Here is a 23,525-nt window from a genome sequence, read left to right on the forward strand (position 1 = left end):
CGAACGCGATATTAAGAAGGTCGTCTGCGTCATGCCGGCGTACAATGCCGCGCAAACGATAGAGATCACGCTGAAGTCCATACCCGAGGGATCGGTGCACGAATTCATCTTGGTGGACGACTGCTCGAAAGACGATACGGTCGAAGTCGCGAAATCTTTGGGGATCAAAGTGATCGCCCACGAGACAAACAAAGGCTACGGCGGCAACCAAAAGACGTGTTACGACGCGGCGCTGGCTTCCGGAGCGGACGTGGTGGTGATGATTCACCCGGACTATCAATACGACGGGCGGATCACTCCCGCGGTCGTCAGTCTCTTGAAGACGGGTACCGTGGATATGATTTTGGGATCACGAATTCGTTCGCGCCGTGAAACCCTCGAAGGCGGAATGCCGATCTATAAGTACATCTCCAACCGTGCCCTGACGATTTTTGAGAACATCATGCTTGGGCAAAATGCCGGTGACTTGCACACGGGATTCCGGGCCTATGCGCGCGAAGTGCTTGAAACGATCAACTATCATTCGAACAACGACGACTTCGTTTTCGATTCGGAATTTTTGGCGCAGGCCGTGTACCATAGGTTCAGAATTGGCGATGTGCCGATTCCGACGAGATATTTCGACGAAGCATCCTCCATTAATTTCCGCCGCAGCTCAAAATACGGATTGCTGACGTTGTGGGTAATGCTGAAATTCAAGTTCGCGCAATGGGGGCTCCTGCGCTCACCTCTGTTCAAGAAGTCGCCGAGGATACTCGATGCGGCCGCCGCGCCGCCGCAATGAGCATAGGTAATAGAACTCACGCTGCCGTTTGGGTACGCGTGCTGTATGGCGCGATCTTTTTGGTCGCGCTTATTTATTCTATTGCACCGCCGTGGGGTCCGCAGGCGGATATTTGGGAGACATCTGCCGCGATCCAAGCGGTGTCGGATTCCCCTCTGCATCCGCGCAATCCGCTGCTCGACCTGCCGGGTGATACGTCGCCGCGGTTCACGCCGTATACGGTCGTGTGGGGCGTCGTCGACAAATTGTCCGGTCTGGAGTTGTTCACGACGGTTGCCATCGCCGGGCTTTTCAACTTGCTGCTTTTTCTCACAGGTTTGTCCCGGGTCGTGCGCACGCTGACGGGCGATCGCAATGCGTTTTTGTGGATTGTGCCTGTGATGCTGATAGGCTGGGGACACGGCTATGGCGAAGCGAACGGCTATCAGGCGGAACTCTTCTTTGCGTCGCTGCCATATGTCGGAATGTTTACCTACGGTCTGTGCTTTCACGGAATCGCAGAACTGAACCGCTATCTCGAGAGCGGCGCTCGTTCCGGTTTGGTCGCGTATGCACTGATCGGAATTGCCGCATTCTTGACTCATCCGATTACGGCGATGATGTTATTTGTCGGCGCGTTTGCTTGGGCGGCGACACGTACGAAGTTCTCGAACCTGCTGCTGCTGCAAATTGTGCCACTCATTGCCTTAGCTTCAAGCTGGCTGTGGCCGTACTTCGACTACCCCACTCTGCTCTTCCGGGGAACGTCGGAAGATTGGTATCAAGTGCGGCTGTTCGACCACCAGATCAGTAAAGTCGGCCCGGCACTTTTGGGAATTTTGGTTGCGGGATATTTTGCTCTCCGCAAGCGCCATCTCGAAGTGGTGATCGCTCTCGGATGTTCGCTGGCGATCTATCTCGCAAGTTGGGCGCTGGGAATACAAATCGGCAGCCGTTTCATATTTTACGGTGCGATCTTCGCACATATGTGCATCGGTCTGTTTCTGTGGGAAAGCGGACTATTCCGTAAAGGCTTCTTTCATCAGCCGCTCATACGCACCGCGCTTGTGCTGCTGCTTGCCGCGGCAGTTTTTGTTCCCGGCTTGTATTACCGGGCGCACCGCATTCAACGGCAATGGGTTCCGGCGATCGAACACTACGAACGCACACACGGTGATATTCTCGAACCGTGGGACGATCTCGGCATCGTTTTCGGCAAGCTCGACGACACGTCCGTCGTGATGGTTGAAGACACTGTCGGCTGGCGAATTCCGGCCATGACCGGCGCACGACTCGTTGCGCAGGCCAAAGGTGATCCGTTGATACAAGATGAGGTCAACCGGCGCCGCTCCGACGTAACGAGCTTTTTCGACGACGATTTGGAAACCGGGGACCGGCTGCTGCTTCTGACAAAATATCATTGCACGCACGTACTGGTAGACGAACGGCACGCCTATCGCAACAGCGCTACGCTGAAACGCGATTTGGGCTATCTGTCTATTCCTGCCATGTTCAAACCTCCTTACCGACTATACAAAGTAAAAGACTTCGATTGATGCTCGTTCGCTTCGCTTTGCGAGACATTCGAAAGATGTGGAAGAGGTCATTGGCCGTGATTGCGGTCGTGACCGTTTCCGTGTTTCTGCTGCAGTTCGGCGGCAGCTATGTGGACGGTTTCCGCGACAAGATTCAGCAGCAGGCCGTCCGCGAGTCCGGTGTGATTCGGATCGCCGCAAAGGGATATGACAAGAAAATCGATCTCTTGCCGCTCGAGCCGAACATTCCGTGGTCGCAGTCCATGTCCGATTCTCTAATGGCGATGCCGCACGTAAAGATCGCCCGACCCATGATCAGGTTTGGCGCGCTGGCAAATTCGCCGGACCGCACGCTTGAAATGCAAGTCGCAGGCACGACGCCGGAAGCGGCAGAGTCGATTTGGGGACGACTGAACCGCGCCATGGTCGAAGGACACTTCATTGACGGACCGAACCAGATCATGCTCGGAAGCAACGCCGCCCGGTTGCTGAAAGTGCATGCCGGTGACAAGCTGATCTTGTTGACGAGCGACTCATACGGAGGGATGTCGGCGGTCGAGCCTGAGATTCGCGGCGTTTTTCACAGCTTGAATGCGGATGAAGACGCCACTTTGATCGTATGCGAACTTGCAGTTGCGCAAAAACTGCTTGCGCTAAAAGGAAGGGTAACAGGCATCACTCTCGAACTGGATCATCTCGACGATCTCGATGAAACGCTGCCCGCGATAGAGAAGAGTTTCAGCGGCGAATACCAGATTACGACATGGAAACAAGATCAGGCCGCGTTGATTCAGCTTTTGGACGTGTCGGAAATCGGAATTTGGGTAATCACGGTAATCATTCTGGTCGTGGCAACTTTGGGAATGATCAACACGTTCTTGATCAGCGTGCTCGAACGGCTGCGTGACTTTGGAACGCTTCGCGCCGTCGGGCTTTTGCCGGGGCAGCTAATCAAAATCGTGCTCTTTCAAGGCGCGGTGCTGGGGCTCATCGGCACTGTAGCAGGTCTGGTTTTTTCACTTCCGATTACGTTTTATTATTACGCGCATCCGATTGACTTGGGCGACGCCATGCAAGGTCTTGAGGGAGTCGACAGCTTGGTTTGGCTTACGTTTGTTCCGGCGACGACTCTTAAGATCGCGTTGTTGGGTATGGTCGTCGCAATACTCGCGTCGGCCTATCCAGCGTGGTGGGCGTCGCGGAAGCAGCCGGTGGAAATATTGCGGGAGCTGGGATGAACTTACTGTGGTTTAGACTGGGCTTTCGCAACGTGATCAAGCAGCGTCGGCGGTCGATGTTTAACATTCTCGCGCTGGGTGTGAACACGGGCATGCTGATCTTGCTGATCGGCGTGCTGCGCGGATTTTATTTGATCACGATTGAGAAGACCATCGATCTGCGCACGGGACACGTCCAGATTCACGCGCAAGGTTATGCGGACGAAGCGCGCCGGTTTCCGCTTGACATCGCGATTCACAACGTCGCGGCCGTCAAGCAGGCCGTGGATTCGCTTCCCGACGTGGTGGCCTCAAGTCCGAGAATATTGGCGGGTGCGACACTGTCCAACGGGCGCGACCGAGCGCCGGTCGTGCTCTATGGAGTGATTCCCTCCGACGAACGCAAAGTGGGCGCAATTCTGAACGGCATCAAAGACGGCCACACGCTTTCGGATACAAGCAATGGAATCCTCATCGGCAAAAAGCTCGCGGAGCTTTTGAACGCGGACGTCGGAACGTCGCTGCTGCTTTTTGCTCAGACCAAGGAACATGCGAACAACTTGATTGACGCGGAAGTCGTCGGAATTTTCGACAGCGGATTTGGGCTGGCGGACAGAACAGCGATCTATGCGCCGTTGCCTTTCGTTTCGAACTTGCTCGACATGCAGGACGAAGTCACGGAAATTGTGATTCGCGCGAAAAACCTGCGTGTGGTTCCCAAGCTCGTAGATCAAATCGAAACGGCCGTCGCGGGAGCGACCAATGACAAACTCGTGGTCGAGCCGTGGTTTGAAATTGCTAAGGACGTGGTTGCGGGCGTCAAGGCGGACTTGGTGTCCTATGCCATCATCGGCATGATTCTCGTGATTCTCGCCGTGTTTGGAATTTCCAATACGATGACGGTCGCGGTGTTTGAACGCACGGGTGAAATCGGAGCGTTGCGCGCACTGGGCATGGAGCAAAAGCAAATTCGCGCGATGTTCTTGGCAGAAGGAATGACATTCGGGCTGTTCGGCATCATCATTGGCTGGGTCATTGGCGGAGTTTCCGCATGGTACATGAACGTGTACGGTATTAGTTTGCCGAAGGACGCCGTCGACGCTATTTCGATGCCCATTGCGGACAACTACTACGCGCATTCGCAAGTGATCGATTGGGTTATAGGCGCCGGATTGGCAATCGCAAGTTCGTGGGCAGGCTCGGTCTTGCCTGCGCGCAGAGCGTCGCGGGTTCCTGTGACGGCGGCATTGGCAAAAGGAGTGAGATGATGAAAACCGTTTTTTTGGTGCTTACCGTTTTCTTGTGTGCAAATATCATTCATGCGCAGCAAGCCTCAGACTCCGTGGGGCAGGCCTTGCTGCAGCGGTTGGATGACGCGCGGTTTCCGGGGGCCTATGAGATGACCGTGCAAATGGAAACGAGCCGTCCGGGTCGCGACTTGCTCGACTACACGTATGATATCATCGGTATCGGGAGCGATAAATCTCTGATGACCGTGACTGATCCGCCCAGCGAACGCGACAAGCAGATTCTCTTGAACGGCGACAACCTGTATCTTTACGTGCCCGACGTGTCAAGACCTGTCAAACTTACGCGCAACGCGAGTTTCATGGGCAGCGTGTTTTCCAACGAAGACGTGATGAACTCGACTCTGGCCGATGACTATTGGGCGAACATACAGAGTCGCGATATTCGCGACGGCAAGGTTTACTTCAAAGTCGAACTCACGGCCAAGCGCCGCAACGTCGCATATGCAAAAATGGAATGCGGGCTTGACAGCGCCACCGCGATTCCCGACACGATTACGTATTTCGGCTTGACCGGTAAAGCCTTGAAGCAGGAAGTCGTCAACGAATCCGCACAACTTGCGGGACGACTGCGGCCATCCGTGATGACGATGCATGATTTTCTTGAAGAAGGCGCATTTACCAAAGTGACCGTTTCGACGCTTGAAGAACGCAAGGATATTCCGGAGTCCACCTTTGATCCGACTCGCATGGGCAATTAGTATTCTCGCACTCTCCGTCACTATCGCGCAGCCGCGTGTGACGTACAGACTCGAGAGTGACGCGATGTTCACAAATGTCGCGGAAAAGAGTTTGTCTCCCATCCAATATTTCAAGCACGACTGGTATGAGACCTACCGGCATGAGCTGCGCGTGTTCGTCAAAGGAACGCATGAGCGCCGCGCGGGCTATCGCGTCGAGCCGCGCTTCTGGTTCACGCATCAGCGCGACTCCGCGGAGCAGTTCGATTGGGTGCTTGATCAAGCGTATGCCTATTTGAATCCCTCGCCGCGCGTGACTTTCTTGACGGGCAAACAGCGCGCGCATTGGGGAACGGGTTTGACCTATACGCCGACGGATAATTTGCAGTCGGCGGCGAACCCATTGGATCCGACGAGGTATTTGGAAGGTGTGTATCTTGCGCGCATGGACGCCACGCTGCCGTGGTTTTCGTTTTCGCTGCTCTACACACCGGACCGCAACTATAGTACGGAAAACACAGTCGCAGCGAGCGACCCCACACAGATGGCGGGAGCAAGACTCTACAAACTTGTCGGCACGTGCGATTTTTACGCGACGGCGCTGCACAATTTCGACAACGAAACGAACATCGGCGGCGCATTTTCCTGGGACAGCGGACCGGTCGTGCTCTACGGCGAGGCGGCGTGGCTGCTTCGTACAACCGGGAATCTGCGGCACTATCTTGAGCTTGAAGAAGACAGAGTGTGGAAACCGCGCGCAGTGCTTGGCGCAAGCAAGCTGTTTGGCAATTCTTCGGTGTATGGCGAAGTGTATTACACGGGTTGGGGACTGAACAAAGACGAGTACTCGGAGTATCTCTCGCGCATTCGGTTTGACGCAAATCAGCTGGGTGAAGCACAACCGAATCCAATAGCTGTTGTCGACTATGCGAATCTTCTGCTGCTTTCAAAACCCACGCAGGAGCTGCATCAGGTTTACATCGCCGCGAGCGGAACTTACGATTGGCGCGACCTGTGGACATTCGGCGGCAACATGATCTATGAACCAGTCGGGCAAACATTATTCGGCTATCCTGTGGTTACTTACATCGGTTACCAAAACGTAAGCATCGCGGCAGGAGTTTCGTTCGCGGCCGGCTCCCGGTCAAGCGAGCGGCCCTTGCTGCCATCGTACCTCGCGGCGGATCTGCGATTTGCAATTTACTTTTGAGAATGACTATGTCTGATATTATCGTCACGGAAAACATCTGCAAGGACTACAAACTCGGCACACACGTCGTGCACGCGCTGGTCGACGTGAACCTGCACGTGGGCACGGGTGAATTCTTGAGTATTGTGGGCCCTTCCGGCAGCGGAAAAACGACGCTGCTGAACATGATCGGCTGCTTGGACGTGCCAACGTCGGGCAAAGTCACGATGTTTGGGAAATTCGATCCGGCTGCGCTCGACGACAAAGAGACCACTCTTCTGCGCCGCGACCGGATCGGGTTCATTTTCCAGACGTTCAATTTGCTGCCGGTATTCAACGTAACTGAAAACGTCGGACTTCCGCTCGAACTGCAGCACGTGCCGAAGGATGAAATTGAGCAGCGCGTCAGCGAGCTTGTTGAAGAGGTCGGATTGACGGAATATGCGCGCCACCGTCCGGACGAGTTGTCCGGCGGACAGCGGCAGCGCGTCGCAGTGGCACGCGCGCTTGTGACGAATCCGAAACTTGTGCTGGCCGACGAGCCGACGGCGAATCTTGATCACGACACCGGCATGGCGATTTTGGAATTGATGCAGGAAATGAACCGTGTGCACGGTACGACTTTTATTTTTTCTACTCACGATCCGAAAGTCATGAGTGTTGCCAAACGCATCGTGACGATGGAAGACGGCAAAATATCCGAGGACAATCATGTGGCGTAAAGTTATCTTGTTGATAATCAGTTTGCCGCTGATTGCAATGGCGGAGCAGACGCTTGTGGAACGCGCGGAAGAACTGCGCGCCCAGAAGCCAGTGACCTATGCGCCGTCGTGGTGCGAGGGACCCGCGAAACATATTCCCGCTCTGTGGAAAATAAAGACTGACGTTCTGAAATCAACGCCCGTCGAGAACATGGAGACGGACGGCGATCCGGCGAAGTATGAAAATATCCTCACGTGGTATCTGCTGACCGAAGACCTTGAGTCGCTCGAAAAGTGGGCGAACACTCTCGCCAACCCACCCGAATTGGCCAAGGCCGAGCTTGCGTTGGCGTTGTTGAATTTTGACGACGCGGAGAAGCACTTTCGCACGACGCTCGAATCTCCCGATCCGACGTTTCAAAGGCTGGGGAAAATCGGTTTGTCGAAAGTTCTGCAGAAACGACAGAAGTACCAGGAAGCGCTTGACGTTTTGGTGAGCGCGTGGACGCTGGATCAACTTTCGGACGACGTGATCTTTCAGGCTGCCTTGTGCAAACAAAGATTGGGCGAGACGAGCGAATCCGTGGACTTGTTTGAGGAAGTCTTGAAGTGGAACTACAGCAATGAACTCGGACACTACTTCCTCGGCAACGGTTTTGCAAGAAAGAACTACACGGAACTTGAGAAACTGTATCCATTGCTAACCTGTCCACAGTATGAACAGTACTTTGACCACGCAATCGCGCATTTCGAGATTGGAGATTATGAAGGCGTGGTCGAAGAGCTTGGTCCGCTGATCGCCGTCTCGACGGAGTGCCCGCGCGCAAGCGTATTGGCCGCCTCGGCCGAATGGATGCGAGGTAACTTCTCTTTTGGCCTGACGCTCTTCAAGGAGGCGCTGGACTCTATTCCCGACTACGGCCGCGCGCATAACGGCGTGGCGAAGTGTTTGGAGCAAATGCGGCTGCATGAAAACGTCTATCGCGACGCGGATCAAGCGGCCTTTGACGCCAAACCGTATCCACAGATTCCGATGATTGAGAAATATATTCTCAATTGGGAATCGCTTTCAGACCGGCACAAGAAACAGGTCGCGATCTCAGTCGAGCCGTGGAAGGACTATATTCCCGTTTTGGTCGCGTGCGGCAGTCATCACTATATCAAGCCGCTGCACGAGAAGCTCTCGGAGTGTCCGGGGCTTGAGACGATTGCCGATCAGAGAATCAGCTACGATTCCCGTCTATGGGACGACGTGCGCGGCTGCGGCGGCTATACGACCGTGACCGGAATCGAAGACGTGGAGCGCTCGATTTACAACAAGTACAACACGGTGCTGCACGAACTTACACATCAGGTGCACGGAGTTTTTCCGCCCGAGGATCAAAAGCGCATTGAAGATTTGTACCGCGAAGCCAGCGCAAAGGACGCGGACGGCGAAGAAATTTTCGTCAGCCGCTACCAAGGATCAAGCGTATGGGAGTATTTTGCGGAAGGGATGAACTCGTATTTCTCGCCTCAGCGAAATGCGTACGACACGCGCGAGATCACAAAAGAGCGGTTGTTCAGGCTCGATCCGAAGCTCGTCTCGCTGCTCGAATACTACATGACCGCGCCAAACATTGAGGCATGCTATCCCGTGGGCTTCGTGAACGCCGCCGACAACGAGGTGGAGTTGGGAAAGCTCTCCGAGGCTATGACCTACGCACGTAAGGCCGAAGAGCACGACGCCAACTCAGAAGTCGCATTGCGCGCCATTGCTCGCATCAGTTCATACGAAGACAAAGACAGCCTGTCTGAGGCCTACGCGGAACGGCTGGTCCAGTCTTTTCCGGACAAGGCAAATTCCTACAGCCAATTGGCGTGGTCGCGGGCTTTCGCGAACGGTGACTTTGTGACCAATCTGCCGCTGATTCAAAGTGGATTGGAAAAAACAAGCGGTTCTGAACGGACTCAGTTGATGCGGGAAAATGCCGCCTGGCAATTTACTTGTGGCATGTTTGACGAAGCTGTCGTAAATTACAGGGCTGTGCTTGCGGACCAAGGCACGGACGACGACGCGCTGCGGGGCTATGCCGAGGCGCTCTTGTGGGCGGGTTATTCCGAGCGGTCCGACTCGGTTTATCAGGTGGCTTTGAAACGCCGCAGCGGTGTCGTGGACTTGCGTCTTGAGTACGCGCGGCTGCTGCTTCTAAACGGCAGGCTTGCGGAAGCAAAAGATCAGATTGACGAAGCGGAACTTCTGAAACCCGGTGACGGACGCGTGGCCGCGCACCGCGCGTGGTGGGCGAATCTTTCCGGAGACCGCCAAGCTGCGCTGGACAATTGCATTGTGGCGTCGGATCAGTATCCCGGTGACGCCATCGTACAGGCCATCACGGCGAACATTCTGAACAAACCTGTAAAACCGGAAAGTACTGTTCCCGAGTGGCGCTATGACACAAAAGAGTCCACGTATGTGGCGGACAATTTCTGGGACAGCGCGACGAAGACTCTGCTGACAAACGGACTAAATTTACTCTCCAAATAACTCTTGGGCTGAACCCTTGGACGGACAACAAAACGGAGGCACGTTATGAAGAAGGCCATCATTTGGCTGGTTCCCGCTCTCTTCTGTGTGCTGGGAGCCGCGAGCACTTATGCTGCTGAGATCGCTCCCGATTTGCAGGACTATTGGAGCAAAGCTGCTCCCACGGATCGCGTGAACGCAATTTTCTATTTGTGGGAACGGGTGGATATTCGCGAAATGGACAACACGCTGCACGACATGCGCGCAACTCGTCAGCAGCGGCACCAGATTGTCGTGGAAGAATTGCAGCGCGTCGCTCGTGAAACTCAGCCTCCGCTGCTTTCAGAGCTTGAAAATCTTAAGAACCAAGGCCTGCTGGACGGATATACTCCGTATTGGATTACGAATTGTATCGTCGTGAAGGGCGCGCTCTCCACACTTGAAGAATTCGCAAAGAATTCGGCAATTGAGCGTGTGGAATCCGTGCCGAAGATAGAATTGATCGAGCCCGTTCGTGAAGACCGGGAAGTGCGACAGGCGTTGGACTCGCGGACTTCGGGTGTCAATGCCGTACACGCGCCGCAAGTTTGGTACGAATTGGGATTCACCGGCGAAGGCACACTGGTCGCGAACATGGACACCGGAGTGGACGGCACGCATCCCGCTTTGGCGTCGCGTTGGCGCGGCAATCATGCTCCTCATGAAGAATGCTGGTTGGACGTCTTGGGAACGAATTTTGACACGCCGCACGCTGCTGGAAGCCACGGGACACATACGATGGGTACCATGTGTGGGACCGGCAGCGCAACGTCCAATGTCGACACGGTCGGCGTGGCGCCCGGTGCGGAATGGATTGCCATGAATGCGATCGGCGGCTTTGGAGCGGACTTTGACAGCGACGTGCTTGAAGGCTACCAGTGGTTCGCCGATCCCGACGACGATCCGGAAACGGTTGATGACGTGCCGGACGTGATTCAAAATTCGTGGGGAGTATACGGTGGCTTTCCCGGATACTCGGACTGCTATGAGGTTTGGAATGAAGCGATTCTTGCTTGCGAGGCCGCCGGAACCGTCGTAACTTTCTCCGCTGGCAACGAGGGACCAAATCTCTATTCTCACCGCAGTCCCGCCAACATTGCGATTGACTCGGTGACGTTCTTCTCGATCGGCTCCGTCAATGCCAACAACTGGCCGGGCACGCCGCACCCGATTTCGGGTTTTTCGAGCCGTGGTCCGAGTGACTGCGATTCGTCGGCAATTAAGCCAGAAGTTGTCGCACCCGGAGAGGACGTATATTCCACTTTGCCGGGCAATACCTACGGCAACAACAGCGGTACCTCGATGGCCGGACCGCACGTGGCCGGAATCATTGCGTTGATGCGCGAAGCCAATCCGAATGCGGATCCGCGCGATATCAAATCCGCTCTGCTTGAGACGGCAATTGACTACGGTTCTGCCGGCGAAGACAACACATATGGCCGCGGGATGGTAGACGCCTATGAAGCGGTTCTATTGATTGCCTCCTCGCGCGGACTGATCATGGGACAGGTGACAGATGCCACAACCAGCGAACCGATTTCAGGAGCACGCATTCAGGTCGGCGATAATTTTGCCCGGCTAACGGACTCGCAAGGCAACTACAGGATTTCGACTCCGTCTGATTCCGTACTGCCGATTTCTGCGAGTGCATTTGGCTATGCTCAGTACAACAGCAGTATCACGGTCGCGGAAGGCGACACTTTGTTCCTCGATGTCGAGCTTTCGCCGGTTGTTACGGGCACGCTGCACGGCACAGTTCAAATTGGCGAGAACATTCCACTCGAACATGCCATTGTAACACCCCAGTTCATTCCCGTGGACCCTGAGGAAACGGATGAAAACGGCGAATTCACATTTGTCTTGCCGGGAGCGAACAATTACACGTTTCATTTGCAGTTTGGCGAACTTGAAACTGACACGACTTTGTGGGTAGAAGCCGGCACGACCACGAATGTCGACGTGCAGTTCTCAACTCCCCGTTCGCAGCCGCTGGCCGGATCGGATTCTTCTTATGGCTACGTCGCCTATGACCGCTACGACTTCGGTCTGCCCGCGCAGTATGACTGGACGGACATGACGGATGCGACGGAGTTGGATTATCCGCAAATCACCGACGCGTCCATGTACATAGAAATGCCGTTTCCGTTTATGTATTACGGAGATCGCTTCGATTCTCTGACGATCAACGAGAACGGTTGGATTGCCGGAGGCGAAAGCCCCTTGCGAACCAATTCGAACACGACGATTCCTTCCGAACAAGGTCCGGCGGCCATGCTGGCGCTTTGTTGGGACAATCTAATTCTCAGAACGGTGCCGGAAGAATCGCGTGTGCTGACCAAGTATGATCCGGCCGGAGGCGTATTCACGATTGAGTACAACCATTTGTATTTTGTTCCCGTTTCGGGCGCGTATTTCACGGGGCAAATCAAGATCTTTGATCAAGAAGTTTGGCCGACGCCCACGGGCGATTGCGAAATCCTGTTCTTGTACGACAGCGTCGGTGTCACAACCAGCATGACGGTCGGTATTGAGAGTCCCGATCAAACCGACGGCCTGCAGGTAGTTTTTAACGCGTTGTTGAACGAAAACTCGTTCCCGGTCACTTACGGAAGCGCGATTCTGTTTACGACCCGCTCAGGCGAGCGCACGCGCGGAAACATGACCGGAAGTTTGTCGCTGCATCCGGCGCTGTCGGAAGCGGTGCCGAACGGCGTGCGGCTTGGAAACGTTCAGGCGCAAGTATTCGTCGACGGCTCGTTTGCATTCCCGAATACATTTGCCGGTCCGCGCACGGTGCGTGTGCAGGTTCCCGGTTACGAGCAAGTCATAACGTATGGCACCGTACCCACGGGCGGAACCGTGAATGTGGAAGCGGACGTTCTGCGGCTTGATCCTCCCAGCAACTTGACCTACACGCGCTCGAATGATTCGCTGTTCATGACTTGGGAACTGCCGGAAAGCGTCGGCGGGTTGGATGATCTGCAGAGCTACATCATTCATATTGATTCGTACTACCTCGACGAAACCTCCGACCTGTTCTACAATGCGCGCATTCCGACAGGCGAACAAGGTCACTTTTTCTGGCTGACCGCGTCCTATGAAGGCGGAGAAAGCGGCGCGACGGATACGATATTTGTGACGTGGCTGGGCGCGGACGAAAGCGTTACGATTCCCTCTGAGTTTGCGCTCTCCCCCGCCTTTCCGAATCCGTTCAATCCGACGACCTCTATGGACGTCGCATTGCCGCAAAACTCACACGTGAGCCTGCACATCTATGACGTGACCGGCCGGATCGCCGCCACGATTGCCGACGGAGACTTTTCGGCAGGTGTTCACAGATTCACGTGGAATGCCGCTGGCATGGCAACGGGAGTCTATTTTGCCCGAGTGGAATCTTCACTGGGCACGCAGATGCAGAAACTGCTCCTGCTGAAATAGAAGCAGCTTGAGAAACTGAGAAAGGCCGGGCTTGTCCCGGCCTTTTTTTGTTGCACTTGACTCCCTCGACAGAAGTTATTATCCTCTGAAGAGTGTCAGTTTCCTCTGTGGAACATAAACTACTTGCCATGAAGACTTTGAACCGTTTCCTCATCATTGCCGCACTTTTCGTTTGTACGATTTTGCACGCGCAGACGGCTCCGCCGCTGACGGTGATCGTGGTGATTGACCAATTACCGATCACTCTGATAACCGAGAATATGGATTTGTTCTCGGAAGACGGATTCAAGCGTCTCGACCGGGACGGTGTGTTCTATACCGAGTGCAGATACCGTCACGGTGTCTTGGAGACAGGTCCGGGACACGCGACTATTGCGACTGGCTGTGATCCGAAGACACACGGGATTGTGGGCAACAGTTGGCGGAATCCAGATGGCTCGGAAGAGTATTGTGTTCAGTGCGACAGCAGCATACTGTTGGTCAGCGAAGTAGGCGGCGTGGCCATGGGTTCGTCGAATTGTCCTGACAATATCATGGTTGACGGATTGTCAGACGCTTGGCGAGGAAAGTTCGGGGCGGACGCGAAGATATGGAGCATGTCCCTTAAAGATCGGGCCGCGATTGCGATGGGCGGCAAGAGTCCGACGGGAGTACTCTGGTCAAACAAGGGGGGGCCGTTTGAGTCCAGTACGTATTACTTCGGCGGACTTCCGAGCTGGTGCCGAATCAGCAATGAAGATTTTTGGTTTTATGATTTCGCGTGGCAAGCGTTCAAAGAGTCTCGCGATTTCAAAGTTAGCGATATTGAGTTCTCGAGCGCTGACGACATGGCCGGTCAAGCAAAACCAAACACTTTCCCGATCGAGCTACCGTCCAACGACAGTCTCCTGCTAAGGGGCTATGGCGCATCATTAAAGGCCTCGCCAATTGGTAACCGCTGGTTGTACGGTGTTGCAAAGACATGCATCACCGAAGAAAAACTTGGCGAAGATGATACTCCCGATTTGTTGTGGATCAGTTTTTCGAGTAATGACATGTGCGGACACATCTACGGCCCGCTTAGTCAAGAGATTCTGGACATAACACTCCGTACAGACAAGCTGATCGCTGAGATGCTAAAGTTCTTGGATGAAACCGTAGGCAAGGGCAACTACTTTTTCGCTCTAACTGCGGATCATGGTGTGTGTCCGCCTTTTGAGTCACCGAAGATACCGGAAGGCGTCGGCGGACGGTTTTCGTTCAAGCAAATGAAGGCGGATTTGAATCAGGAATTGCAGAGCGAATTTGACGCCGAGGCGCACACGTCCGGCGAGTTCGTCGCGGAGCTGGGAATACCTGACGTGGGATTCGACAGAAGCGTGATCAGGCAGGCACATTTGGATCTACGTCATACGGCAACGCGCGCAATTGATTGGCTGCGCACCCAGCCGGGAATTGACAATGTGGTGTTGACCATGACCGCAGAGGATGTGCAAGCGATTGCCGATTCGACTTTACGTTCGCATGTCGCCAACAACTACTTTCCGGGTAGATCGAGCGACGCCTATTTGCGGCCGCTCATGTATTGGCAAAGCGACGGTTCAACGGCAAATCACGGCTCATGCAATGAATACGACCTGCATGTTCCGTTGTTCATAATGGGTGCGCCTTTCGGCCACGGGCGGTCCACAAAAACGTGTGCTCCCGAAGACCTTGTGCCGACGTTGGCAGACGCGCTTGACTTGCGCTTCGCCGTACCACGGGACGGGCGGTCACTTTTGCCGCGATAGCCCCCCACTCCTCTCAAACCTGACGAAACGGGTCCGATAAAGTTTATCGGACCCGTTTTTTATGTCTATTGATTGTATTTAATTATTTTACGTAATATTTGGGTATCGTTAATAATGTTTAGAGTTGCTTCAGGATGTTGTGAGGTGCGAGCAGACGTGCTAAATTGTAAGATGCCCGAGTGTGGCCATAGCTGTGCCGGGAGTATGCACTTATTCAAGAAATAAAGAGAAGTACTATGAAAACCGCGATATTATTGCTCTTGCTCGCGGCGGGGCAACTTTTCGCCGTGCCGCAATTGGTAAATTACCAAGGTTCTTTGACAGCGACTGACGGATCCCCGATTGACTCGACGTTGTCGATGACGATTCGATTGTATGATGCCGCCACAAACGGCACCGTACTCTGGACAGAAGTCCATCCAACCGTTCAGGTATCGAGCGGACTGTTTCATGTGATGCTTGGGTCACTTACTCCGCTGGGCGATTTGTTCGCCAGTCCGCGCTGGATTGGCATCTCGATTGGCGAAGACGGCGAAATGACTCCGCGCGAACAAATTGTCACCGTGGCACACGCATACCGCGTTGGCACGGTGGATGGCGCGAGCGGCGGGACGATTACGGGATTTGTGAAAGTCACCGAAAAAGTATCCGTTGGCTCATTACACTCGGTTGGTGGAAGCAATAGTCTTGTTGTTGGACTCGGAAACGGAACGACTGCGTCGAATACCTTCTCGTCAGGAACAGGCAACAGCGTTCAAGGCGCAAATGGTTCGATCACCGGCGGCTCTGACAATTCTCTTAGCGGATTGAGCAGCACCATCGGAGGCGGCGAGGAAAACCACTTGGATGCCGACTATGCCTCTATTGTCGGCGGTCAAGTAAATGAAGTGTATGGCTCGCATGGAATCGTCGGTGGTGGTACCGCAAACTATGTTGAGGGCTCACATGCAGCGATTTTGGGCGGATATAGCAATGACGCAACTGCAAATTACACATCGGTTGTTGGAGGTTATTCCAATGAAGCGACCGGAACCGGTTCTTCGGTTGGCGGGGGAGGCTTTAATCGCGCACGAGGAGGATATAGCACAATTGCAGGAGGGGGTGGTGCGACAGCAGCAGATTCAAATTATGCGACTCAGGCATTCTCGACAATTGGAGGCGGAACAAAGAACACATCTGATGGTTATTCGTCCGTGGTTAGCGGCGGACGCGAAAATACGGCACATGGTCTATACAGCACCGTGAGCGGGGGGCGACTGAATATTGCGGATTCGACTTTTGCAACCATTGGAGGCGGGTACAACAACAAAGCATTCCATTATGCTTCAACAGTAGGTGGAGGGTATGACAACGTCGCTGACACGAGTTTCTCGGTAATTGGCGGGGGATACAGTCACACTGCAAGCGGCTATGCCACGACGATAGCGGGAGGATACAACAACAACGCCCAACTGAGCTATTCGAGTGTCGGGGGAGGCTATGGTCAAGATGCAAGCGGCTATGCCTCAACCGTCGCGGGGGGATACAGCAACAGTGCCTCTGGCATTTATTCATCAGTCAGCGGAGGTACACTTAATGATGCCGCAGGCGGTGAAGCAACTGTGGGAGGCGGCTATTCCAATTCGGCCGCCGATTGCTGTGCAGTCGTGGGTGGAGGGCGAAACAATTTGGCCGAAGGGCGTATGAGTGTAGTAGCCGGAGGCGGAGGCTACACTTCTGACTATGGCAACAGGGCGATGACAGATTGGGCCACAATCGCAGGTGGAAGACAGAACCTCGCAGAAGGCGCATTCTCGTTTATCGGAGCGGGTGAAGGCAATCGGGCCAGTGGCACGAGCACTGTCGTATGCGGAGGAAAAGACAATTCTGCATTGTTTGCCTATTGCACGGTCGGAGGTGGAGACAGCAATCGAATTGCGAACAATAGACTTGCTTCAACTATCAGCGGCGGCAAGTATAATTCCATCAGAGGTGACTACAGCGTAATAGCCGGCGGTGGCGGGTACTGGCCGCAGGACAGCAATTATGTCAGCGGCAACTACTCGGTTGTGCCCGGCGGAACCCGCAACTATGTTGAAGGTGATTACTCATTCGCGGCGGGTCGCAGAGCGCATACGATTGACGACGGCTGTTTCCTGTGGGCGGATGCCAACGACGACGATTTGGAAACATGGCGCAACAATCAGTTTCTCGTGCGCTGCTCGGGCGGAGCAGTCTTCTTCTCGGACGCTGCGATGACAACGGGAGTTGAGTTAGTTCCCGGCGGAGGCTTTTGGGCAGGCAGCAGTGACTCGACTTTGAAAACGAACATTCGCATGGCGGATTCCCGTGCAATTCTCGAAAAACTGACGTCACTTCCGATCAAGGAGTGGCGCTACAAAGCTGAAGATCCAGCTTCGAACCACATTGGCCCGATGGCACAAGATTTCTATGCGGCATTCGGATATGGAATTAACAACACGAAGATCTCGACCATTGATCCCGACGGCATCGCGCTGGCGGCGATTCAGGAATTGGCGAAACAGAATGCGGAACTTCGCGCGGAAATTGACGCACTAAAGGAGAAGATCAAGTAGCAATCAATATTGCTTGAAAATATTTCGTTTTATTCAAGATTTCAAAGGAAAAAGCTCATGACACGGCTTTACATGGCAATCGTACTGCTTGTATCGCAGGCTTTTGCCGTTCCACAATTAGTGAACTATCAAGGTTCTTTGACCGCAACTAACGGAACTCCTATTGACTCTACTCTGTCGATGACGTTCCGTGTGTATGACGCCGCAATTGCCGGCAACGTGCTTTGGGCAGAAACTCATCCAAGCGTTCAAGTTTCGAACGGACTGTTTCACGCCATGCTCGGTTCGGTTACTTCGCTCGGAGATTTGTTCGCCAGTCCGCGTTGGATTGGCATTTCGATTGGTGGAGACAGCGAAATGTCTCCACGAGAACAGATCGTCACTGTGGCCCATGCTTATCGCGTGGGAACCGTGGACGGAGCGAGCGGCGGGACGATAACCGGCGACGTGCTGATTACGGGCAACGGAAATATTGGATTGTCACATCAGATCAACGGAGTCAACTCGCTGCTTGTAGGCCATGCAAACGGAGCTTTTCAGTCTAACGTTCTTGCATCTGGAACAGGCAACACCGTTTTCGGTATCAATGGGTCAATTACGGGAGGATCTGACAACAGCGTTAGTGGTTCAAACAGCACCATCGGCGGTGGTACTGAAAATAACTTAGACGCTGGCAACGCAGTGATTGGCGGTGGTCAGGGAAACGAGGTTTATGGCGCAAGTGGAATAGTCGGCGGCGGCAGCGGAAACTTCGTGAACGGTTCGTGGGCTGCGATTCTCGGCGGGTACTCCAATGATGCTTCAGCCAACTTTTCAGCAATCGGCGGCGGCTACATCAACAGAGCGAGCGGAATCGGCGCGTCTATCGGCGGCGGAAGTTTTAATCGTGCGCGTGGGGATTTCTGCACGATTGCAGGCGGCGGAGGCGCAACCGCGCCGGACTCTAATTACGCGACGAACTCCTACTCAACAATAGGCGGTGGAGCCAGAAATATCTGTGACGGTAGCTCATGTGTCGTAAGCGGAGGTTATGGTAATACAGCTCACGACAGTATCAGTACGGTTGGCGGAGGGCAGAACAATGTGGCAGGGAGCCTTGCCGCAACGGTATCCGGAGGAATCAACAACTCTGCCTCCTACTACAACTCTACGATTGGCGGAGGATCTTATAACGAGGCGAACGCCGGGTATGGAACCGTTGGCGGTGGATCAGTCAACGTGGCAAGCGACATCGCAGCAACGGTTGCCGGTGGAATCAATAATTCCGCGGATGGGTATATTTCTGTCATTGGTGGTGGAAATGTCAACACCGCATCCGGAGACGTTTCAGCCGTTTGCGGCGGTGAAATGAACATCGCGAGTGGAAACGGTTCATTTGTTGGCGGCGGCGGCAACAATCGCGCGCGCGGTGACTACAGCACAATTGCGGGCGGCGGCGGAGCGACCGCTGCAGACTCAAATAGTGCGACAGACGCCTATTCCGCTGTTGGAGGCGGAGCGAGGAATACCGCTGGGGGTTATGCGTCTGTAGTGAGCGGCGGATTGGGCAACAGCGCCCTTGGCTTGTACAGTGCGGTCGGCGGCGGATCCAGCAATCACGCTGATCAAGCCTATGCGACAGCAAGCGGAGGGGCCGGTAGTTTTGCGAGCGGCTATTCGTCGGTTGTAGCAGGCGGCTATGCCAACAATGCGGAAACGGATTACGCAGCGGTCGGCGGTGGGTATTTTAACAAGGCTACAGGTGACGGTTCATTCGTTGGCGGCGGCGGCTACAATCGTGCGCGAGGATATTTCAGCACAATAGCTGGCGGCGGCAGCACTAGCGCGGCTGACTCTAATTACGCGGCAAACTCCTTCTCAACTGTTGGTGGCGGCAGAAGAAACGTCGCAGACGGCAACTCGTCTGTCGTAGGCGGAGGCAACGTCAATTCGGCTCACGACAGTTACTGTACAGTTGCCGGTGGAACAAGCAATACCGCAGATGGGTACATTTCCACCGTAGGCGGCGGAGTCTCGAACGGGGCATCGGGAGCGTTCGCAACCATTAGTGGCGGTGGAAGTCATGTCGCTTCCGGATACGGCTCGTTTGTCGGCGGAGGCGGTTTCAATCGTGTGCGAGGCCAATACAGCGTCATTTGCGGCGGTGGAGGATCCTTGGTAAATGACTCCAACTATGTCAGCGGAGACTACTCCGTGGTGCCCGGCGGAACACGCAACAGTGTCACCGGAGACTACTCATTTGCGGCGGGCCGCAGAGCCAAGGCGTTGCATGACGGCTGCTTCGTTTGGGCAGACGCGGTGAACATCGATCTGCCTACGTCGGCCAACAACCAATTCCGCGTACGGAGTTCAGGCGGCGCTCTGTTTTACTCAAACTCGGCTATGACAACGGGCGTACAGCTGCTCCCGGGATCGGGCGCGTGGTCAAATGCCAGCGACTCGACCCTGAAGACGAATATTTGCAATGTTAATGGTCAAGATGTACTTGATAGGCTCGCAAATCTTCCGATTAAGGAGTGGCGCTACAAGGACGAAGACTCGGGATCAAGGCATATCGGTCCGATGGCTCAAGACTTTTACGCGGCGTTCGGCTACGGCGCCGACAATACAAGAATCTCAACCATTGATCCCGACGGCATCGCGCTGGCGGCGATTCAGGAATTGGCGAAACAGAACGCGGAACTCAAGACACAGGTAGCTGAATTGATAAAACGATTGGATAAACTGCAATAAAAAACGTCCACGCCTGACACAGGCAAACAGAAACTGGAAAAAGGAGAAGCCCATGACGCGGCTGTTTATACTGCTGTTGCTTGCATCGCAAGCTTTGGCCATTCCACAATTGTTGAACTACCAAGGTGAATTGAAAGACACGGGAGGCTCGCCGGTTGACACGACGGTCTCGATGCTCTTTACGATGTACGATTCGCCAAGTTTGGGTACCGTGCTTTGGTCGGAAACACAAGGGTCGGTGACGACCAGTGACGGATTGTTTCACGTTTTGTTGGGATCGGTGACTCCCGTACCGGATAGTGTCTTCAAGCAAAGCACCGTCTGGTTGGGAATCACAGTAGGAACAGACACGGAGATGTCTCCGCGCGAGCAGATCGCATCGGTGGGCTGCGCGTATCGAGTAAGTTCCGTCGACAGCGCATCCGGTGGAACGATAACAAGCGATCTCGTTGGATTGGGCAAAGGGACATTTGGCGCAAATAGTATTGCATCGGCGGACTACAGTACGGTTTCCGGTGGCTTGAACAATGCATCCACTGGGTATGCAGGCACTGTCGGCGGCGGTCAGCAGAATCAAGCCAATGACGATTTCGCGTCCGTCGCAGGAGGCTATTTGAATCAGGCGACAGGAAGATACAGTCACGTGGGCGGCGGAGGCGGCAATATCGCGAGCAATGAGAACTCCACAGTGGCAGGCGGCGCAAGCAGCATTGCGTCCGGGTTTTCGAGCACGGTCGGTGGCGGCTATCAAAACAGTGCAGCGGGAACTCATGCAACAGTTGGCGGCGGTTACTCAAATGACGCTGACAGTGCGTATGCAACGGTTTCGGGTGGTTACAGCAATTCGGCCGGCGACTATAGTGGCGTTGGAAGCGGATTTGGAAATGATGCACAAGGAAGGTACAACTTCATCGGTGGCGGATTAGGAAATATAACCGACAGCACGTACTCTGCTGTTGCCGGAGGACATCAGAACCAAGCAAGTGGTTTCGCATCTTTCGTCGGCGGCGGAGAGCAGAATCACGCCGACACAACGTACGCAACGGTTGCCGGAGGTATTCAAAATACAGCGATAGGTGAATCATCCACGATTGGCGGCGGACGCTCGAACTATGCATCGCGCGATTACGCGACGATCGCAGGAGGACGCGACAACGATGCCACACGCGGCTTTGCCACGATCGGCGGCGGTGCGGGCAATGCAGTGTCCTACTATTATGGCACGGTTGGCGGCGGTTACCTGAACCACGCGCAAGGTGATCTCACGACTGTCGGGGGGGGCTGGTCAAACATTGCACGTGACTCTGGCTCGGTGATTTCCGGTGGTCACTTGAACCTCGCCGATGGAAAATACTCCGCAATTGCAGGAGGATCGGAAAACAGCGCAAGCGGAGACTACGCTTTCGCAGCAGGACAACAGGACACAGCGTCAGGAGACTATTCGACAGTTAGTGGCGGAACAAGAAACCGAGCCTTGGGTAACAAGAGCACCGTTGGTGGCGGGGAAAACAACGAAGCAAGCTTGTACTGCACCGTTGGAGGCGGGCAAAACAACTTTGCCGGGAACACTGCAACTACGGTTGGCGGAGGCTCCTTCAACGAGGCACAGGGCAATACCAGCACGATCGGCGGGGGGAGAAACAACGTGATTGCCGGAACCGGCTATTACTCCACGATAGGCGGTGGAATCGAAAATCATGTTAGTGGATCCTATGCCACAATCGCAGGAGGAGGAGGTCCACTACCTTCTGACAGCAACTCTGCGCTAGGCAACTATTCCACAATTAGCGGAGGTACTCGCAACTCTGCGACAGGGGATTACAGCGCTGTGGGGGGCGGGTGGTCAAACTCAGTCAGCAACTACAGCAGCACTATCGGAGGCGGCTATGACAATACGGCTTCAAACGAAAACGCTACAGTCGGGGGCGGAAGTTTTAATTCTGCAAGTGGACATTCAAGTACCATAGGCGGGGGGTCTGGGAATGCCGCGGCTGGCGAACAGAGCGTTGTTTCAGGTGGTAGTGGTAATCAAGCGCAGGGAGTTTCATCATTCGTTGGAAGCGGCGGAGGGAACTTCGCAACTGGCGACTACAGTTCGGTTGTCGGAGGGATTAGAAATAAGGCACGTGGCGACTTCTCAACTGTCGCAGGGGGAGGTAGTGTATCTGTGGCAGACAGCAACTCTGCACAAGGAATAGCCTCCGCAATAGGTGGAGGATCAAGAAACCTATCGTCAGGAGACCTCTCAACTGTATCGGGCGGATATAACAACGTTGTCGACGGTGACTATTCTACGATTTCAGGCGGAAAAGGCAATAGGGCACGTGGCGACTTCTCGACTGTCGCAGGGGGAGGTGGAGCATTTCAGGCAGACAGCAACTCTGCACAAGGAATAGCCTCCGTGATAGGTGGAGGACGAAGAAACCTATCGTCAGGAATCCTCTCAACTGTATCGGGCGGATATAACAACGCTGTCGACGGTGACTATTCTACGATTGCAGGCGGCAGTGACAACACATTGACGGGCGGAGTGTCTTTTGTCTGTGGCAGCCACGTCAGTGCAACGGCTGACAGTGCCTTTGTCTTTGGTGATGGTTCGGAAACATTCAGCGTCGGCGCAGATAATACGGCGAGTTTCCTTGTCAACAACGGTTTCCGCATTTGGACAGCGAACCCGGTTTCGAGCAACATCGGTACGCGTTTGACGGCAGGCGGCACATCGTGGGTTGCGCTCTCGGATTCCACGACCAAAGAAAACCGTCGCGCGGCAAACGGGAAAGACATTCTTGAGAAGATTCAGTCAATGCCGATTGACCGCTGGAACTACAAGCATCAAGACGAATCCATCGAGCACGTTGGCCCGATGGCGCAGGACTTTTGGACAGCATTTGGTTTAGGCAGTGACTCGCTCGGCATTGAAACGATTGACGCCGACGGCGTGTTGTTCGCGGCTGTTCAGGAATTGGCAAAGCAAAACGCAGCTCAGGCTCAAGAGATCGCGGAGCTGAAAAACATGGTAAGACAATTAGTTCAATTAGGAAATAAATAGCAGGCAGTCAGTCTGGAAGGATG

General features: G+C 54.4%; 13 protein-coding genes. All 13 read left to right on the forward strand.

Annotated features, from left to right (window positions below; translation table 11 throughout):
* The first annotated feature begins 31 nt into the window (after positions 1 to 31).
* The 13 genes from H6507_07695 to H6507_07755 all read left to right on the forward strand — a co-directional run bounded on the left by H6507_07695 (position 32) and on the right by H6507_07755 (position 23,502).
* Positions 32 to 784 carry a glycosyltransferase family 2 protein gene (locus tag H6507_07695; GenBank protein ID MCB9368971.1) on the forward strand — a complete coding sequence of 251 codons (753 nt, stop codon included), beginning with the start codon at positions 32 to 34 and terminating at the stop codon, positions 782 to 784.
* Positions 781 to 2,319, forward strand: coding sequence for a hypothetical protein (locus H6507_07700; protein ID MCB9368972.1), 1,539 nt, complete (start codon positions 781 to 783; stop codon positions 2,317 to 2,319). Before H6507_07695 ends, H6507_07700 begins: the two co-directional genes overlap by 4 nt.
* Positions 2,319 to 3,536 (forward strand): ABC transporter permease, encoded by a 1,218-nt coding sequence (locus H6507_07705; protein ID MCB9368973.1) that lies wholly within the window; start codon positions 2,319 to 2,321, stop codon positions 3,534 to 3,536. Before H6507_07700 ends, H6507_07705 begins: the two co-directional genes overlap by 1 nt.
* Positions 3,533 to 4,783, forward strand: a complete 1,251-nt coding sequence (locus H6507_07710) for an ABC transporter permease (protein MCB9368974.1) — start codon at positions 3,533 to 3,535, stop codon at positions 4,781 to 4,783. Before H6507_07705 ends, H6507_07710 begins: the two co-directional genes overlap by 4 nt.
* Positions 4,783 to 5,523, forward strand: coding sequence for an outer membrane lipoprotein-sorting protein (locus H6507_07715; protein MCB9368975.1), 741 nt, complete (start codon positions 4,783 to 4,785; stop codon positions 5,521 to 5,523). Before H6507_07710 ends, H6507_07715 begins: the two co-directional genes overlap by 1 nt.
* On the forward strand, positions 5,498 to 6,712 hold the full coding sequence (locus H6507_07720) for a hypothetical protein (protein MCB9368976.1): 1,215 nt from the start codon (positions 5,498 to 5,500) through the stop codon (positions 6,710 to 6,712). The genes H6507_07715 and H6507_07720 overlap by 26 nt, the downstream gene beginning before the upstream one ends.
* Positions 6,713 to 6,720: 8 nt before the next feature.
* Entirely contained in the window at positions 6,721 to 7,413 is a 693-nt protein-coding gene (locus H6507_07725; GenBank protein MCB9368977.1) for an ABC transporter ATP-binding protein, read from the forward strand.
* Positions 7,403 to 9,919 (forward strand): hypothetical protein, encoded by a 2,517-nt coding sequence (locus H6507_07730; GenBank protein ID MCB9368978.1) that lies wholly within the window; start codon positions 7,403 to 7,405, stop codon positions 9,917 to 9,919. Before H6507_07725 ends, H6507_07730 begins: the two co-directional genes overlap by 11 nt.
* A 45-nt stretch (positions 9,920 to 9,964) precedes the next feature.
* A complete protein-coding gene (locus tag H6507_07735; protein ID MCB9368979.1) occupies positions 9,965 to 13,375 on the forward strand; it encodes a S8 family serine peptidase in 3,411 nt (1,136 codons plus the stop codon).
* A gap of 128 nt (positions 13,376 to 13,503) precedes the next feature.
* Positions 13,504 to 15,144 carry an alkaline phosphatase family protein gene (locus tag H6507_07740; protein ID MCB9368980.1) on the forward strand — a complete coding sequence of 547 codons (1,641 nt, stop codon included), beginning with the start codon at positions 13,504 to 13,506 and terminating at the stop codon, positions 15,142 to 15,144.
* Between the two features lie 236 nt (positions 15,145 to 15,380).
* Entirely contained in the window at positions 15,381 to 17,720 is a 2,340-nt protein-coding gene (locus H6507_07745) for a tail fiber domain-containing protein (GenBank protein ID MCB9368981.1), read from the forward strand.
* Positions 17,721 to 17,777: 57 nt separating this feature from the next.
* Entirely contained in the window at positions 17,778 to 20,453 is a 2,676-nt protein-coding gene (locus H6507_07750; GenBank protein MCB9368982.1) for a tail fiber domain-containing protein, read from the forward strand.
* A 52-nt stretch (positions 20,454 to 20,505) separates the two neighbouring features.
* The gene (locus H6507_07755; protein MCB9368983.1) at positions 20,506 to 23,502 is read left to right on the forward strand and encodes a hypothetical protein; all 2,997 of its coding nucleotides are present in this window, start codon (positions 20,506 to 20,508) and stop codon (positions 23,500 to 23,502) included.
* The last annotated feature ends 23 nt before the right edge of the window (positions 23,503 to 23,525 follow it).

It is taken from the genome of Calditrichota bacterium, assembly GCA_020637445.1.
Taxonomy (GTDB): Bacteria; Electryoneota; RPQS01; order RPQS01; family RPQS01; genus JABWCQ01.